This window comes from Bradyrhizobium sp. USDA 4449 (genome assembly GCF_054056275.1).
The window spans coordinates 6820138-6835648 of record NZ_JBSRYD010000001.1 but is presented as its reverse complement, the minus strand read 5'-3'; the positions used below and the strand labels follow the sequence as shown (position 1 = coordinate 6835648).

Genomic DNA, 15511 nt, shown 5'->3' with positions numbered 1-15511 from the left:
GAGCCGGCCCGAAGCAATTGGTGAGGGCTCTGCCCCAAAAGGACACGGATATGAGCATCGCGGAATTCATCGACAACGAAGTGAAGTCGAACGACGTGGTTCTGTTCATGAAGGGTACGCCGCAATTTCCGCAGTGCGGTTTCTCCGGCCAGGTCGTCCAGATCCTCGACCACATCGGCGTCGGCTATAAGGGCCTCAACGTCCTGGAATCCGCCGAACTGCGCAACGGCATCAAGGAATTCTCGAACTGGCCGACGATTCCCCAGCTTTACGTCAAGGGTGAGTTCATCGGCGGCTGCGACATCGTCCGCGAGATGTTCCAGGCCGGCGAGTTGCAGCAGCTCTTCTCCGAGAAGGGCGTCGTCGTCGCGGCTTGATCCGTGACGGTGCTGACGCGCCGCATCGGCGCTGTCCAGCTTGACGTCATTGTTGCCGACATCACCACGCTGAGCGTTGACGCCATTGTCAACGCGGCCAATTCGTCGCTCCTTGGCGGGGACGGCGTCGATGGCGCGATCCACGACGCTGCGGGACCCGAACTGCTGGCCGAGTGCCGGACGCTCGGAGGATGCCCGACCGGTGATGCCAAGATCACGAAGGGCTATCGTCTGCCCGCGCGCCATGTGATTCATGCGGTCGGCCCTGTCTGGTATGGCGGGGAGCGCGGTGAGGCCGAGGCGCTCAGTTCCTGCTATCGTCGTGCGCTCGAGCTCTCGCACGCCAATGGGCTGACCTCGCTGGCATTCTCTGCAATCTCCACCGGCGTGTATCGATTCCCGGCCGAGCGGGCCGCGAAGATCGCGGTCCAAGCGACGATCGACGCGCTGCCGGCCGCGCCGACGGTCGGACACGTCATATTTTGTTGTTTCTCGGAGGCGAGTGCCGCGTTTCACAGGGACGCTTTGGCGCGGTACGGCAGCCCTTGTGCCTCATGAGGCGGCAAGTACACTCGGCTCGGCCATGTTCCGGGGAGGGGATATGATTTCAAATACTGGACTACGTGGGCTGGTCTGTGGCGCGCTCATATCATTTGGCACGATGTCGCTTGCGCGCGCGGAAGGCACCTACGAGATTCCGGCCGGAGCGCATTTCAATCAGGACAAGCTCGGCAAGATCAGCGAGTTCTTCAAGAACGAGGTCGCGACCGGCAAGATCGCCGGCGCCACCGTGCTGATCAAGCAGCACGGCAAACCGGTCTACCACGAAGCCTTCGGCGTGCAGGACGTGGTCAGCAAAGCGCCAATCACCGACAAGACAATTTTCCGCCTGTTCTCGATGAGCAAGGCGATCACCTCCGTCGCCGCGATGCAGTTGATCGAGGAAGGTAAGATCAAGCTCGACGATCCCGTCTCGAAGTACATTCCGTCCTTTGCCAATGTGAAGGTCGGCGTCGAGAAGAAGGCCGAGGACGGCACCAGATCGCTCGAGCTGGTGCCCGCGAACCGGCCGATGAATGTGCACGATCTGATGACCCATACGTCGGGCATCACCTATGGCTTTTACGGCGACAGTCTCGTTCGCAAGGCTTATCGTGACGCCAACATCTATGCCGGCGATTTCGACCTCGCCGAGTTCGCCGAGCGCATCGCAAAACTGCCGCTGCACAATCAGCCGGGCGCACTCTGGCAATACGGCCATTCCACCGACATTCTGGCGCGTGTCATGGAAGTTGCGGCCGGCAAGCCGTTGCTCGATATCGAGCGGGAGAAGCTGCTCGGCCCGCTCGGCATGGTCGACACCGGCTTCCTCGTCACCGATCCCGAGAAACAAAAGCTTCTGGCGCAGCCGGTGCCGAACGACAGCGATTTCCGGGTCGGCCGGATCAACGATCCGACCGTCGTCAAGAAGATCCAGTTCGCCAGCGGCGGGATGGTGACGACCATGGCCGATTATGAACGCTTTGCGCAAATGCTGCTCAACGGCGGCTCTCTCGACGGCAAGACCATCCTCAAGCCGGAGACGTTCAAGTTGATGGTGACCGACCAAGTCGGGCCAGGCTCCGGCGTCGAGCGCGACTACTTCTACTTCCCCGGTGACGGTTTCGGCTTCGGCCTGGGCCTCGCCGTCCGTACCGATCCCGGCAACGCCAAACCGCCGCCGCCCGGCGATCTCGGGGAATTGAAGTGGGACGGCGCCTCCGGCTGCTATTTCGTGATCGACCCCAAGCAGGACATGTTCTTCGTGCTGCTGGAGCAGACCCCGAGCGAGCGCCAGCGCATCCAGCGGACTTTGAAGCAACTGGTCTATGAATCCATGGAGAATTGACATGTTCGGGCGCCGCGCGCTCTTCGCGGCACTCGTTCTCTTGCTGGGTGTGGTCGGTGCGCAGGCGGGCTCCGAGGATCGCGCGCACAGCTTCACGCCCGAGGGTCTGGCCAAAGTCTCCGACTACATCAGGAACGAGATCGCGACCGGCAAGATTCCGGGCGCGATCCTGTTGCTGCAGCAGCACGGCAAGCCGGTCTATTACGAGAATTTCGGCGTCCGCGATGTCGCGACCGAGATCTCGATGAGCGCCGACACGATCTTCCGGCTCTATTCGATGTCGAAGCCGGTCACCTCCGTGCTGGCGATGATGCTGGTCGAGGAGGGCAAGCTCGCGATCAACGATCCCGTCTCGAAATACATTCCGGCCTTTGCCGGCATGAAGGTCGGCGTCGAGAAGAAGGCCGAGGACAACAAGGTCTCGCTCGAGCTGGAGCCGCTCAATCGTCCTGTCACGATCGAGGATTTGATGCGCCACACAGCCGGTATCCCCTATGGCTATTATGGCGGAGACCTGGTGAACAAGCTCTATGCCGATGCCGGTCTGTTCGACAACAAGGACAGGACCAACGCCGAATTCGTCGCGAAGATCGCCGCGCTGCCACTCGCCGAACAGCCCGGCACGATCTGGGATTACGGCCATGGCACCGACGTGCTCGGCCGCATCATCGAGGTGATATCAGGGGAATCGCTCTACCAGTTCGCGAAGGAGCGGTTGCTTGATCCGCTCGGGATGAAGGACACCGCGTTCTATGTCGCCGATCCCGCCAAATGGCCGCGGATCGCCGAGCCGATGCCGCAGGACCGCGCGATCAGCCCGATGACTGAGGTTCGCGATATCAGGAAGCCACTGAAATGGGAGTCGGGTGGCGGCGGACTCGTCGGCAGCATCGGCGACTACGCGCGCTTCTCACAGATGCTGCTCAACCGCGGCACGCTTGATGGCCGACGCTACCTCAAGCCCGAGACTATCGCCGTGATGACGTCCGATCACGTCGGTCCTGAAACCCATGTCGAGCGCGACAGGAATTATTATCCCGGCGAGAGCTCGGGCTATGGCCTCGGCGTCGCCGTGCGCACGTCGGTACCACCAGGCACCTCTTGGCCGGTTGGCGAATATCGCTGGGACGGCGTCGGCGGCACCTTCTTCTTCATCGACCCCGAAGACGACCTGTTCGGGATCTTCATGGTGCAGACGCCGTCGCAGCGCGGCCGCATCCAGCTCGCGCTGAAGACGCTGATCTATCGGGCGATGGGGCGGTGATCATGCGCCGCGTACGATCTCTCTGACGTAGCCGATCGTTTCCTCGATCTGGCTCGCATTGACGTCGAGATGGGTGCAGGCGCGGATGCGGCCGTCCATCATCGCGAGGGTCACGCCGCGCTGGCGCAATGCCACGACCATCTTGTCGCCGGGTACGCCGGCGCCGTCGGGCTTGAAGAACACGAGATTGGTCTCCGGCTCCTGCACCTCGATGCCTGAGATCTGCGAGAGCCCGCGGGCCAGTGCGCGCGCATTGGCGTGGTCGTCGGCGAGCCGCTCGACGTGATGATCGAGCGCGTAGATGCAAGCCGCGGCACATACGCCAGCCTGCCGCATCGAACCGCCGAGGCGCTGCTTCCACTGCCAGACGGCGTCGATGAAGGCACGCGTGCCCGCGAGCACGCCGCCGATCGGCGCGCCCAGGCCCTTGGAGAAGTCGATCCATGCCGAATCCCAGCCCGCCGTCATCTCCCGAGGCGAGATGCCGCTCGCGACTGTGGCATTCAGCAGACGCGCGCCGTCCATATGCGTGACGAGGCCATGTTGCTTGGCGATCGCGACGATCTCGTCGAGCGCAGCCTTCTTCCAGATCGTGCCGCCGCCGATATTGGCGGTCTGCTCGACGCTGACGACGCTCTGCGTCGGCTGGTAGCGCGTGCGCGGGTGCAGAGCTTTGCGGAACGTCTCCGGCGTGAACTGGCCGTCGGCGCCTTTGAGCTGCGTCACCTGGAAACCGCCGATCGCGGCATGCGCACCGCCTTCGCGGGCGATGATGTGCGCGGTTTCATGCGCGAGAATCTCGTCGCCGGGACGGCAATGCACCAGCGTCGCTGTCACGTTGCACATCGTGCCCGAGGGCATGTAGACCGCCGCCTCCTTGCCCATCAGATCAGCGACGCGCTCGCACAGTGCATTCACGGTCGGATCGTCACCCACCTGCTCGTCACCCACTTCAGCCCGCGCCATCGCCTCGCGCATCGCAGCCGTCGGCTTGGTCTGCGTGTCCGAGAGCAGATTGATGCGCACCGGCGGCGCCTTGGGATCGATCGGGGGAGGGCTGTAGAGCATGGACGGCTCCTATGGGCAGTGCGGCCACTGAAATGCGGCTCTTAAGCAAAAAGGCCCCGGCGAACCGGGGCCTTTCGATAGTGAGATCTTAGCGCGAATAGAATTCGACGACCAGATGGGGCTCCATCTGCACCGGGAACGGCACGTCGGAGAGGCCGGGGACGCGCACGTATTTGGCGGTCATCTTGCCGTGGTCGACTTCGAGATAGTCGGGGGTGTCGCGCTCGGGGAGCTGGCTCGCCTCGAGAACGTGGGCGAGCTGCTTGGAGGCTTCCTTGACCTCGATCACGTCGCCCACCTTGATCTGGTAGCTCGAGATGTTGACCTTGCGGCCGTTCACCTTGATGTGGCCGTGGTTGATGAACTGGCGGGCCGCGAAGATCGTCGAGACGAACTTGGCGCGGTACACGACGGCGTCGAGACGACGCTCGAGCAGGCCGATCAGGTTCTCGCCGGTGTCGCCCTTGAGACGGCTGGCCTCGACATAGATGCCGTGGAACTGGCGCTCGCTGATGTTGGCGTAGTAGCCCTTCAACTTCTGCTTGGCGCGCAGCTGCACGCCGAAGTCCGAGAGCTTGCCCTTGCGGCGTTGGCCGTGCTGGCCGGGGCCATATTCGCGGCGGTTCACGGGGCTCTTCGGGCGGCCCCAGATGTTCTGGCCCATACGGCGATCGAGTTTGTACTTCGCCTCACTGCGCTTAGTCATCGCGTCCTCTTGGGTTGCATGGTTTGAGGAAACGCGCCCTCCTGGGTGACGGGCTAGCCCGGCACTGACAGGTCCAATCCCCAAAGCTTAAGGGAGAGGACCACGGGTCGCGAAACGCTTCGCGGGCCGAAATCGGCCCGCGAGCAGGGGGCTTTTAGGGGAGTTTGGGGTTCGCTGTCAATGCGAATGGCCCGGATTCAGGTCCTGACCGCCCGGATCGGCGTGGGGCCGGCCGCACGCAATTCCGCAGCAATTTCAGTGTTCAGGACCTGTTCCAGCCGAGTCAGGACCCGGGCGATGGGAGCCGCATCCGTAACCCGGTGATCCCAGCGGATCACCACATGGATGGTCTGGTCGGATTTGACCAGCCCGTAGCTGACGATGAAGGGGCCTGGTGTGATGGGGTGGAGTTCGCCGCCGCCATAGGCCGATACCGAGCTCACCGCGAAGCTGCCGAACCAATTGCCGCGCTGGCGGCCGAAATTCAGGCCCACCGTCCAGAATAGCCGCCGCAGCGGCAGGGGCAGCCGGGTGACCCGCATGATCTTGCGGAACATGGGGACGTCGTCGACCGGCGCCGTCTTGGCGCGGCGGATCTCGGCGTCGATCGCAGCCAGCGTGATGGCCTCCGGGGCTGCGATTCGCTGCGGCATCACGCATTCCTCGCCGTTCTCGACCCGGGCAATCGCAACCGACGCCACGCTATTGCGGAACTCGTAGAACGAAGGCCAAGGCCATTTGGCGTAAACGGTTCGCAGGACCGGCTCGTCCCTGGCCACCAGTGCGAAGGCCTTGACGAACATCGCGGCCCAGCCGGCGGGCGCGGCCGCACCAGCGCGTGCCTCCAGCAGGAGGCGGATATCGAGTGAACGCGAGAGCGAGACGAATGGCACGCCCATCGAGGCGCGCATGAGGTCGACAATCAGTCGGCGCGGAAGCGAAATCTTCTTGGGTTGACCGCGCATCGTTCTTTCGGTTCCCGCGGGCTGACATCAGGGGCGGCGAGCGGCGGCGACCCTAGCAGCACTGCCGGTCGCGGCAAGCCATTATGGCCGAGTCCACCGTTCAGCGCTTGATGCCGTCGAACGCGGCCATGATGCCGCGCTGGAACAGCGACCAGTCGAAGCCGAGCGCGATCGCACGATAGCCGCGGTCGATCAGCTGGTTGGCCTGGTCGGCGGTGCGCGCCACGCCGCCGATCGGCACGCCGCTGTTGAGGATGCCGGCTTCGGCACGCGCGATCAGCGCAAGCAATTCCGGATCGTCCATCTGACCGCGCTTGTTGATGGAGGTGGCGAGATCGCCGGGGGCCGATGACCGCGACGTCGATGCCCGGCGTCGCCATGATCTCGTCGATGCGGTTGACGGCCTCAACATGCTCGATGGTGATCATGCAGATCATCTCCTCGTCGGCTGACGCCATGTAGTCGGGCATCGACTGGCCCCAGCGGAACGGCGCGTGGAAGGGGCCCCAGAGGCGGTCCCCCCGCGGCGGATAGCGCACGCTCCGCACCGCCTTGTCGGCTTCGTCGCGATTGGTGATCATCGGGAAATTGATGCCGAACGCGCCGATGTCCATCGGCGCCTTCGCCAGCCAGGGCTCGTTCGCGGCAATCCGCACCAGCGGCGTGCACGGCGTGCCCGTCGTCGCCGCGATCATCGCATGGGCTTCGGTGAGGCCGATCGGTCCGTGCTCGAGATCGACGATGATCCAGTCGAGCGAGCGCGCCATGATCTGCACCATCTGCACGCTCGGGATCGTTGCGATCGCACCGAAGGCGGGGCGGCCTTCGTTCCACATCTGGCGGAGGCGGTTGAGCGGCTTTGCGGGGACCGGCATGAATGACCTTGCGTGCGATGACGACGGCGCAGCCTAGCAGCGCGCCCTGGCTGCGAAAAGTCAGGCCAGCGCCCGGCCGCCGAAGAACGGCATCAGCGTGGCGCTGAGGCCATGAACGCGGTTCGACGTGAAAATCATCTCGGCGCCCGATTTGGCCATGCCGCCATTGCTCGGGCCAAGCAGGTCGGAGACGCGGCGCGCAATGGCCGGTGCCGGATCGATCCACTCCACCGGCCAGGGCGCCAGCCGCTCCATCCGGTCCAGCAGCAGCGGATAATGAGTGCAGGCGAGCACGATCGTGTCGGTGCGCGCAGTCCTATCCTCGGGGTTTCCGACGAAGCAAGGTTTCAGCTCCGCGAAAATGTCGCCGTCGTCGACGGTGGTGCCGCTGAGCGCAGCCTCGGCGAGCGTGGCGAGTTCGGGCGAGCCGACCAGTGTCACCTCACAGCCTTGGCCGTGATCCCGGATCAGCGCCTGGGTGTACTCGCGTTTGACGGTCGCTTTCGTACCGAGCACCGAGACGCGGCGGGTCTTCGACTGCGCGCAGGCCGGCTTGATCGCCGGCACCGTGCCGACGAACGGCACGCGATAGGCCGCGCGTAAATGGCTCATGACCGAAACGGACATGGTGTTGCATGCGATCACCACCAGGTCGGGCCTATGCGCGGCAATCAGCTCTCCCATCAGCGGCACGACGCGGGCGATGATTTCGTCCTCGCTGTGATGGCCATAGGGGAAAAAGGCGTCGTCGGCGACGTAGGTATAATGCGCATCCGGGCGTGCGGCCACCACCTCACGCAGCACCGTGAGGCCACCAAGGCCGGAATCGAATACCAGGATCGTCGGGGAATGGGTCACGTCGTTACCTTAAGGCCTGATGGTTACCATTCGGTTTTTGGGCGGTTTTGCGGCGGGATCGGCCAGCCGCCCAGTTTGGAACGATTCAATTTCGCGTATGCCGCATGTTCCCGCTATCAGCAGCCCTGCCGCGCTGCGGTTGGGGTATCCGCAACTGTCCGGGAGCCGACATGATCAGAAATACTGGGAATAGCTGGGGCAGCGTTGCCCGGTGGTTTCACTGGGGCCTGGCACCGGCGATCATCGGCATGATCGGCTTCGGCTGGTGCATGAATCACATTCCGGCGCGCGCCGACAAATTCTTCTACCGCTCGATCCATGCCGACATCGGCTACGTGATCCTGCTGCTCACGGTGCTGCGCCTGGCCTGGCGCGCCATCAACCCGACGCCGGCGCTGCCGGCCGAGTCCTTGCACTGGCAGAGGATTGCGGCCCGCGTCAGCCAGGGCGCGCTCTATCTCGTGGTGATCCTGGTCGCGATGTTGGGCTGGGCGCATTCCGGCGCGCGTGCGACCAACTATTCGGACTTCTTCGGCCTGTTTCACGTGCCGCAATTCACCTCCCCGGACAAGGCGGCAGCGGACGCCTTCGAGGACCGGCACATTTTCTTTGCCTATGTGCTGCTGGCGCTGATCGCCGTCCACTTCGTCGCCGCCCTCTGGCACCACTTCATCCGCCGTGACCGTGTCGTGGCGCGGATGGTGACCAACGAGGTGGGATAGAGCGCGGTCTCTCCACGGGTTAGGATCTGGCGTCAGTTTGCTTCATCTCGTCAGGAGACGCTCATGCTCACCGTCCATCACCTCGGCAGATCGCAGTCCGAACGCATCGTCTGGCTCTGCGAGGAGCTCGGGATGCCCTACGAGCTGAAGCGCTACGCGCGGGATTCCGTCACCATGCTGGCGCCGCCGGATTACAAGGCGCTGCATCCGATCGGAACTGCGCCGGTCATCACGGACGGCGATCTCGTGCTCGCCGAATCCGGCGCTATCGTCGATTACATCATCGCCACATACGGCAACGGTCGACTCGTTCTCCGCGCCGATGATCCCGACTTTGCGCAATTCCTGTTCTGGTTTCACTTCGCGAACGGCACCTTGCAGGCCGCCATGGGCCGGCTGATGCTGTTGAACCGGCTCAAGCTCACCGATGACAATCCCATGCTGGCCGCCACGAAGGCGCGGGTCGATCGCGCCTTCGATCTGGTCGATGCGCGCGTGCGCGAGGCCGAATATCTGGCCGGCAGCAGCTTCACCACGGCCGACATCATGATCGGCTTCTCGCTGACGACGATGCGTTATTTCCAGCCCTATGATCTCGCGCGCTGCCCGAATGTGGTCAGATATCTCGGCCGCGTCGGTTCGCGTCCCGCCTACCGGCGCGCGATGGAGAAGGGTGATCCCGGCATGGCGCTGCTGCTGAGCTGAGCGGCGATCAGGCGATCTTGTTCGTGGTCGCTGTCCGGGCTGCCGCCAGCTGCTTCTGCAGGCGATCGATGTTTTGCAGGAGGCGCTGGCTGGTCAGCACCAGGAAGTAATAGCCGAACTGCGGATCCTGAAAGTAGATCTCGAGCAGGCGGTCATAGGTGATCGTCAGCACCTGTCCGTCCTCGATGCATTCGATGGTTCCGGTGCGCCGGTTGTCGGGCGTCAGGAAGCCGAGCTCGCCCATGAGAGCGCCCGGGCCGATCTCGACGTTGATCTCCTTGACCAGGAATTTGCCGGTCACGGTGAGGAGCATCTCCTTGGCCGGGTCGCCCAGCCTGAACAGCGTGTCGCCATGGCGGTACTTGCGCTCGGTCATGAACGGCTTGAGCCACTCGATCGACATGTCGCCTTCGGCCGCATGTCGCGCCTTTTTCACCAGCTTGAGCATTTGCCGCAGGCGAAGAGCGTTGATCGGAAGCAGGAGCAGATACAGCAGGAACGTCGAGACGTTGGCCGAGAGCGCGCCGAAAATGGCGAAGAAAGCGCAACCGATCATGTTGGCGACGCGCAAGGGGACCATCGTCCGCATCAGGAGGGTGGCGACGAAGAAGACGGCGCCGACCGCGGCGAACATGTTGGCCAGCGTGATGTTGTGAACGAAGATCTCCAGCATCCGGTTGAAGATCGCGTCCCAGGTGACGTTGTTGGGGTCGAGGCCCATCTGGACCAGGATCTTCGCGATCCTGAGGTTGTCCGTCGCCGCATCCAGAATGCGGTCGAGGATCGAGGAAATGTCTGCGCTGCCGGACGGCATGGTACTATCCCTGCGTAAGGCCTCTAGTCCTGGTCGGTATCCGCGGCACGTATAGCCGAAATCGAATGACGACCGCTTGAAAGAAACTTTCGGTCGCCCTGCTGCAAGGGACGAATTTTAGCCCGATCGGCGGTTTCGGCAATTGCCCGTTGGTTGCGCGCATGATCCCGGCGCGGCCCGTGATTCGGGTTGGCGCCGCAGGCAGAGCTAGGCATCCGGGGCGGGCGGCGGCGCTAAGAAATGGCCCGGTGGGTGCTACGGCTTGGCGGCGGGCTGGATGACCTGCTCTTCGACGAGGGTCAGATGCCCGGGCAGGGCGCCGGCACGCAACAGCATGGCGACACTGTTGGCCTCTTCGAGAGTGAAATTGCCCGAGATCTGGCCCGAGCCGCCGGCGATCGGTTCGCGGATCACTGGCGCGGAGATCACCTTGTCGTCGAGCACGATGGCCAGGGGCCTGCCGACGTTCTCCGCGGTGACGTGGGCAAAGCGCCCCGTACCGCGCCCATTGAAGCGGAATTGGGCGATCGGATCCTTGGCGCCGTTGATGCCGGTCACAACGCCGGGCGCCGCATAATTGATGTCCTCGCCGTCGAGCGCGCTCTCCTTGGTCACCAGGTAGGGCCGCTTGTCCTTGAAGCCGAGCAGGATCTCGGAGCCTTCGGGCGGGCTGCCGGATTGCGCCTGCTCCGGCGTCATCGAAACATCGACCGGTCGGAAGCTGACCTTGACCTTCCGCGCGAAGATCGCGGCGATACGGTCGGGGTCGGTGACGCCAGGCAGGAAGATGCGGATGCGGTCGGTGCCCTCAGGGGCGACGCTGACAGGCTTTACGCCGGCGTCCTTGAGACGTTGCTCGATCATGGCGATGGAGTCTTCGACGAGGTCGTGCAGCCGCGCGGCGGATGCCGCATCGGTCGGCGTGAGCCTGACTGCTCCGTCGCCGCGATCGGTCACGGATATCAGGCGCGATGGCAGCCGCTCTGCGGCGGAGGCGAGCTTGCGCGCAAGTTGCTCGCGATCTTTGGCGTCGGCGATCTTCAGCTCGACGCCGCCATCGCGGATCGCAAGGTCGGAGAAGGCGATATGCCCGGCATGCAAGGTGCCGTAAACGTCGTCGCGCAAATCCGTGACGACGCTCTCGCGCAAGCCGTCGCCGTCCACGCCGTAGACGATGCGCGACCCGCCCAGCTTTTCCATCTTGTCGCCGACGAAGGCGACGATCTTGGCGCGCATCTTGTCGAACTGGCTGTCCTCTGCGAGCGTTGTACGCGGCAGGGCGATCGCCGATGCCATGGCTAGCGCGAGGGTCAGCCGCGTGGCGCGGTCCCGCAAGGGCGTAGTCATGGTCACCTCAAGTCTTGCGGCAGGACGCTGGCGGACGAGCTCAACTCCAGTTCTTTGGTACCTGGATCGGGCAGGGAGGTTCAAAGCCTCTCAGTCGAGGTTTATCGCCGCAGCCGGCAGGCAATGGACGAACGCCAAATCATCCATCATTGTGGTCCTGCTCGACCGGTCAATCGGTCGCGGCCCCGCCGAACCAAATGTCATAGAGAGGCGGCGAGGGACGACAGCTGGGGGAGGACGGAATTCCATGGCGGGCATCCACGCGCTCGATCGGCTCATCGGCAACGAATATCCGGAGCTCTTGACGGACGAGGAGGTCCGGGTCTTCGAGCAGGTCCCTTACGCCGATCGCGTTGCGGCCGAGAGCACCTATGATGCCATCAAGCTCGGTGCTGCGCGCAATCCCGACGGCGCGGCGATCCAGTTTCTGCAAAATGCCGATCCGGCCGACGCGCCCGTTGTGGTCAGCTACCGCGACTTGATCGCGCGCGTGACGCAGGCCGCGAACATGTTTCACGCGCTCGGCGTCGAGAAGGGCGACGTCATCTCCTTCATGCTGCCGCTGCTGCCCGATGCCTTCGTGACGCTGTTCGGAGCGGAGGCCGCCGGCATCGCCAACCCCGTCAACCCGCTGCTCGAGCCGCACCAGATCGCGGAAATCCTGGAAGCGGCGAAGACGAAGATCCTGGTGGCCCTCGGGCCGATGCCGGGGACCGATATCTGGCAGAAGGTCGAGCAGATCCGCCCGCAACTCAAGCACCTCAAGGCGATTGTGCAGGTGGCAGGCCACGGTGATCCCGCGAACGGAATTTTCGCGTTCAACGATCTGATCAAGCAGCAACCGTCCGACCGGCTTGTCAGCGGGCGCAACATTCTCGGCAGCGACGTCGCCGCCTATTTCCACACCGGCGGCACCACCGGCACGCCGAAGCTGGTGCGGCACACCCATGCCAACCAGGTCTATCAGGCCTGGGCGCTGAACCTGCTGTTGAAGTCCAAGCCCGGTGGCAACATGCTGTTCGGCATGCCGCTGTTTCACGTTGGCGGATCGCTGACGCAGGTCCTGTTGACACTCTCTGCCGGCGGCTCGCTGGTGGTACTGTCGCCGAGCGGCTGGCGCAATCCGAACGCGGTGAAGAACATCTGGGCCCTGGTCGAGCGCTTCAGGGTCGAGGCACTGTCGAGCGTGCCGACGGTTCTGGCCGCAGCGCTCGCAGTGCCTCCAGGCAATGCCGACATCTCCAGCCTGAAATATGCGGCCGGCGGAGGCTCGGCGATCCCGGTTGCCGTCGGGTCTGCGATCCAAGAGAAATTGAAGCTGCCGGTGGTCGAGGTCTACGGCATGACCGAGACATCGAGCGTGCACACGCTCGCCTATCCGTCACGACCGATACGGCTCGGCTCGGTCGGCCTTCCCATGCCTTATGCCCGCGTCCGCATCGTGCAGCTCGACGCCGAGGGCAACCTGATCCGCGACTGCAAGCCTGACGAGATCGGCGTCGTCATCATGGCCGGGCCTGGCGTGTTCGGCGGCTATCTCAACGACGCCCACAACAAGGGTGCCTTCGTCGACGACGTCTGGGTCAATTCCGGCGATCTCGGGCGGCTCGATGCCGACGGCTATCTCTGGATCACCGGCCGCGCCAAGGACCTCGTGATCCGCGGCGGCCACAACATCGATCCGGCGCCGATCGAGGAGATCATGTTTCGCCATCCTGCGGTCGGCTTTGCCGCCGTGGTCGGCCAGCCCGATGCCTATGCCGGCGAGCTGCCGGTCGGCTATGTGCAGTTGAAGCCGGGCGCGTCCGTCGAGCCGGGCGAGCTGGAGACCTGGGTGCGCGAGCGCACGCCGGAACGCGCCGCCGTTCCGGTGCAGGTCATTCCGATCGACCCGATGCCGGTCACCGGCGTCGGCAAGGTGTTCAAGCCGCAACTGCGCTGGGACGCGGCGCAGCGCGTGTTCACCAAGGTGCTGACGCCGCTGATCGAGCGCGGCATCGACTGCAAGGTGAAGGTCGGTGCGCATGGCAGCCATGGCTCGATCGCGACCGTGACGCTGACAGGCTTGCCTGCTGATCAGCGCGAGGTCGTCGCCGGCGAAGTGCACGCGCTGCTCGCACCTTTCGTGATGCGGCATGAGATCGTTCACGCGTAGGTGAGGGCAGCGCCGGGCTCGCCAGCGCCTCAACTGCCGCGATAGGTCTCGCCGAGCGCCGCGACGAAATCCGCCCTGCTGGCCCGATTGAGGGTGTCGAGGGTGAGTTGTCCCGGCACGAAAATCTCCGTTCAGCGCATCTGCCGGGTCAGTCCGGCGAAGCGTTCGGCAAGCAGCATCAGGATCAGGGTGGCGATCACGATCGCGCCTGAGGCGGCTGCGGTGCGAACGTCGAGATTGGTCTCGATCTGTTGCCAGAGATGAATCGGCAGCATCTCGGTGCGCTCGTCGGCGAGGAACAGCGACACCGGAACGTTGTCGAAGGAGGCCATGAAGGCGAGAAAGGCGCCCGCGCCAATGCCGGGCCCGATCAGCGGCAGGGTGATGCGGCGAAACGTCGTCAGGCGATCGGCGCCGAGACTCTCGGAGGCCTCGAGCAAACTGGCATCGAGCTGCGACAGGGAGGCGAGGGTCGTTCTCAGTACGAAAGGCACGCAGACGATGCCATGGCCGAGCACAAGGAGGGGAATGCTCGGCGAGAGGCCGAGCCTGTTGATGAAGATCAGCGCGGCAAAGCCGAATGACAGCGCAGGCAGGAGCAGCGGTGACATGAACAGCAGGTCGGCTGCGCGCATCATCGGCGAGCGGCTGCGCGCGATCGCGAGCGCTGCGGCCGTGCCGCATATCGTCGACAGCAGCGTGGTCCAGAACGCCACGATCAGACTGTTCAGCCCTGCGCGCTGCATCTGGTCGGCGTCGAGCAGCGCGACATACCAGCGCAATGAGAATCCGGGCGGCGGAAATCGCAGGGATTGCGATGACGTGAGCGAGGTCAGCAGCACGACTGCGGTAGGCAACATCAGGAACAGCAAGGCGATGGCCGCAAGCAACCCGAAGACGAATTTGAGCGACAGGGCTTCCCAGCGGATTCGTCTAAGCCCGGCCATGAATCTCGCTCCTGCGGCCGATAGCGCCGAGCACGCCGACGACGATCATCACCGTGACCATGAAGATGATCGACAGCGCCGCGGCGAACGGCCAGTTATTGGCGCCGACCGCCTGCTGGTAGATATCGAGCGGCATGTAGATCAGCCGCGCCCCGCCGATCAGAGTCTGCGTGACGAAGGCCGTGATGCTCGCGGCATAGGTCAGGATGCAGCCGGCGATGATGCCGGGCAGCGACAGCGGCAGCGTGATGCGGAAGAAGGTGCGCCATTCGCCGGCCCCGAGCACGCGCGAGGCATCGCCAAAATTCGGGTCGAGCTTCGACAGCACGGTGAGGATCGGCAGCACCATCAGCGGCATCTGCACCTGGGCAAGCACCATCACGACACCAACCTCGGTATAGAGCAGTCGCAGCGGCTCGTTGCTGAGGCCGAGCCCCATGACGATTTGGTTGAGCAGGCCCTGCCGGCCCAAAATCACGATCCAGGAAAAGGTGCGGACCACCACTGAGGTCAGGATCGGAAGGATGACCAGGAACACCAGCACGCTCTGCCAACGTGCGCCGGCGCGTGCGCAGAGCCAGGCGACGGGGTAACCGAACAACAGGCACACTAACGTTGCCTTGACGCCGAGCAGGAGCGTATCGATCAGGATCGAGTAGCTGAAGGGATCGCTGAAGAACTTCGCGTAGTTGCCGAGTGTCCAGCCCTGCATGGCGATGTCGCCATGCAGGGACAGCAGGAGGAGGACCACGAGCGGCGCGACAAAGAATGCCGTGAAGAGGGCGGCAAGCGGCAGGACGAGCCTTGAATCGGCCTCCAT

At 64.0% G+C, this 15511-nt stretch carries 15 protein-coding genes and 1 pseudogene; 7 read left to right on the top strand and 9 right to left on the bottom strand.

Annotation, left to right across the window (positions count from 1 at the left end; translation table 11 throughout):
* The first annotated feature begins 50 nt into the window (after positions 1 to 50).
* From grxD to ACVIIW_RS32285, 4 genes are read left to right on the top strand one after another with little or no spacing between them, the layout of a single operon-like run.
* Entirely contained in the window at positions 51 to 377 is a 327-nt protein-coding gene (grxD, locus tag ACVIIW_RS32300; protein ID WP_063682471.1) for a Grx4 family monothiol glutaredoxin, read from the top strand.
* A gap of 3 nt (positions 378 to 380) precedes the next feature.
* Positions 381 to 935 carry an O-acetyl-ADP-ribose deacetylase gene (locus ACVIIW_RS32295; RefSeq protein WP_456704399.1) on the top strand — a complete coding sequence of 185 codons (555 nt, stop codon included), beginning with the start codon at positions 381 to 383 and terminating at the stop codon, positions 933 to 935.
* Positions 936 to 978: 43 nt separating this feature from the next.
* On the top strand, positions 979 to 2265 hold the full coding sequence (locus tag ACVIIW_RS32290; protein WP_456704398.1) for a serine hydrolase domain-containing protein: 1287 nt from the start codon (positions 979 to 981) through the stop codon (positions 2263 to 2265).
* A 1-nt stretch (position 2266) separates the two neighbouring features.
* Positions 2267 to 3529 carry a serine hydrolase domain-containing protein gene (locus ACVIIW_RS32285; protein ID WP_456704397.1) on the top strand — a complete coding sequence of 421 codons (1263 nt, stop codon included), beginning with the start codon at positions 2267 to 2269 and terminating at the stop codon, positions 3527 to 3529.
* On the opposite strand, the gene ACVIIW_RS32280 is transcribed toward ACVIIW_RS32285, so the two are convergent.
* From ACVIIW_RS32280 to murI, 5 genes and pseudogenes are all read right to left on the bottom strand, one after another.
* Positions 3530 to 4597 (bottom strand): threonine aldolase family protein, encoded by a 1068-nt coding sequence (locus ACVIIW_RS32280; RefSeq protein WP_456704396.1) that lies wholly within the window; start codon positions 4595 to 4597, stop codon positions 3530 to 3532. It lies immediately after the preceding gene.
* An 88-nt stretch (positions 4598 to 4685) separates the two neighbouring features.
* The gene (rpsD, locus tag ACVIIW_RS32275) at positions 4686 to 5303 is read right to left on the bottom strand and encodes a 30S ribosomal protein S4 (protein ID WP_456704395.1); all 618 of its coding nucleotides are present in this window, start codon (positions 5301 to 5303) and stop codon (positions 4686 to 4688) included.
* Between the two features lie 197 nt (positions 5304 to 5500).
* Positions 5501 to 6268 carry an acyltransferase gene (locus ACVIIW_RS32270; RefSeq protein ID WP_456704394.1) on the bottom strand — a complete coding sequence of 256 codons (768 nt, stop codon included), beginning with the start codon at positions 6266 to 6268 and terminating at the stop codon, positions 5501 to 5503.
* A 100-nt stretch (positions 6269 to 6368) separates the two neighbouring features.
* Positions 6369 to 7143: pseudogene (locus tag ACVIIW_RS32265) on the bottom strand (HpcH/HpaI aldolase family protein).
* Positions 7144 to 7203: 60 nt separating this feature from the next.
* On the bottom strand, positions 7204 to 8001 hold the full coding sequence (gene murI, locus ACVIIW_RS32260; RefSeq protein ID WP_456704393.1) for a glutamate racemase: 798 nt from the start codon (positions 7999 to 8001) through the stop codon (positions 7204 to 7206).
* A 170-nt stretch (positions 8002 to 8171) separates the two neighbouring features.
* On the opposite strand from murI, the gene ACVIIW_RS32255 reads away from it, so the two are divergent.
* Together ACVIIW_RS32255 and ACVIIW_RS32250 are read left to right on the top strand one after the other, a co-directional pair.
* Positions 8172 to 8723 carry a cytochrome b gene (locus ACVIIW_RS32255; protein ID WP_456704392.1) on the top strand — a complete coding sequence of 184 codons (552 nt, stop codon included), beginning with the start codon at positions 8172 to 8174 and terminating at the stop codon, positions 8721 to 8723.
* A 63-nt stretch (positions 8724 to 8786) separates the two neighbouring features.
* Positions 8787 to 9428, top strand: a complete 642-nt coding sequence (locus tag ACVIIW_RS32250) for a glutathione S-transferase family protein (RefSeq protein ID WP_456704391.1) — start codon at positions 8787 to 8789, stop codon at positions 9426 to 9428.
* 7 nt (positions 9429 to 9435) lie between these two features.
* On the opposite strand, the gene ACVIIW_RS32245 is transcribed toward ACVIIW_RS32250, so the two are convergent.
* Entirely contained in the window at positions 9436 to 10242 is an 807-nt protein-coding gene (locus ACVIIW_RS32245; RefSeq protein ID WP_456704390.1) for a Crp/Fnr family transcriptional regulator, read from the bottom strand.
* Between the two features lie 255 nt (positions 10243 to 10497).
* Positions 10498 to 11589 (bottom strand): SecDF P1 head subdomain-containing protein, encoded by a 1092-nt coding sequence (locus ACVIIW_RS32240; protein ID WP_456704389.1) that lies wholly within the window; start codon positions 11587 to 11589, stop codon positions 10498 to 10500.
* A 247-nt stretch (positions 11590 to 11836) separates the two neighbouring features.
* On the opposite strand from ACVIIW_RS32240, the gene ACVIIW_RS32235 reads away from it, so the two are divergent.
* Positions 11837 to 13744: an acyl-CoA synthetase gene (locus tag ACVIIW_RS32235; RefSeq protein WP_456704388.1), complete on the top strand. Its 1908-nt coding sequence runs from the start codon at positions 11837 to 11839 to the stop codon at positions 13742 to 13744.
* Positions 13745 to 13875: 131 nt separating this feature from the next.
* On the opposite strand, the gene ACVIIW_RS32230 is transcribed toward ACVIIW_RS32235, so the two are convergent.
* On the bottom strand, positions 13876 to 14691 hold the full coding sequence (locus ACVIIW_RS32230) for an ABC transporter permease (protein WP_456704387.1): 816 nt from the start codon (positions 14689 to 14691) through the stop codon (positions 13876 to 13878).
* A complete protein-coding gene (locus tag ACVIIW_RS32225; RefSeq protein WP_456704386.1) occupies positions 14678 to 15511 on the bottom strand; it encodes an ABC transporter permease in 834 nt (277 codons plus the stop codon). Before ACVIIW_RS32225 ends, ACVIIW_RS32230 begins: the two co-directional genes overlap by 14 nt.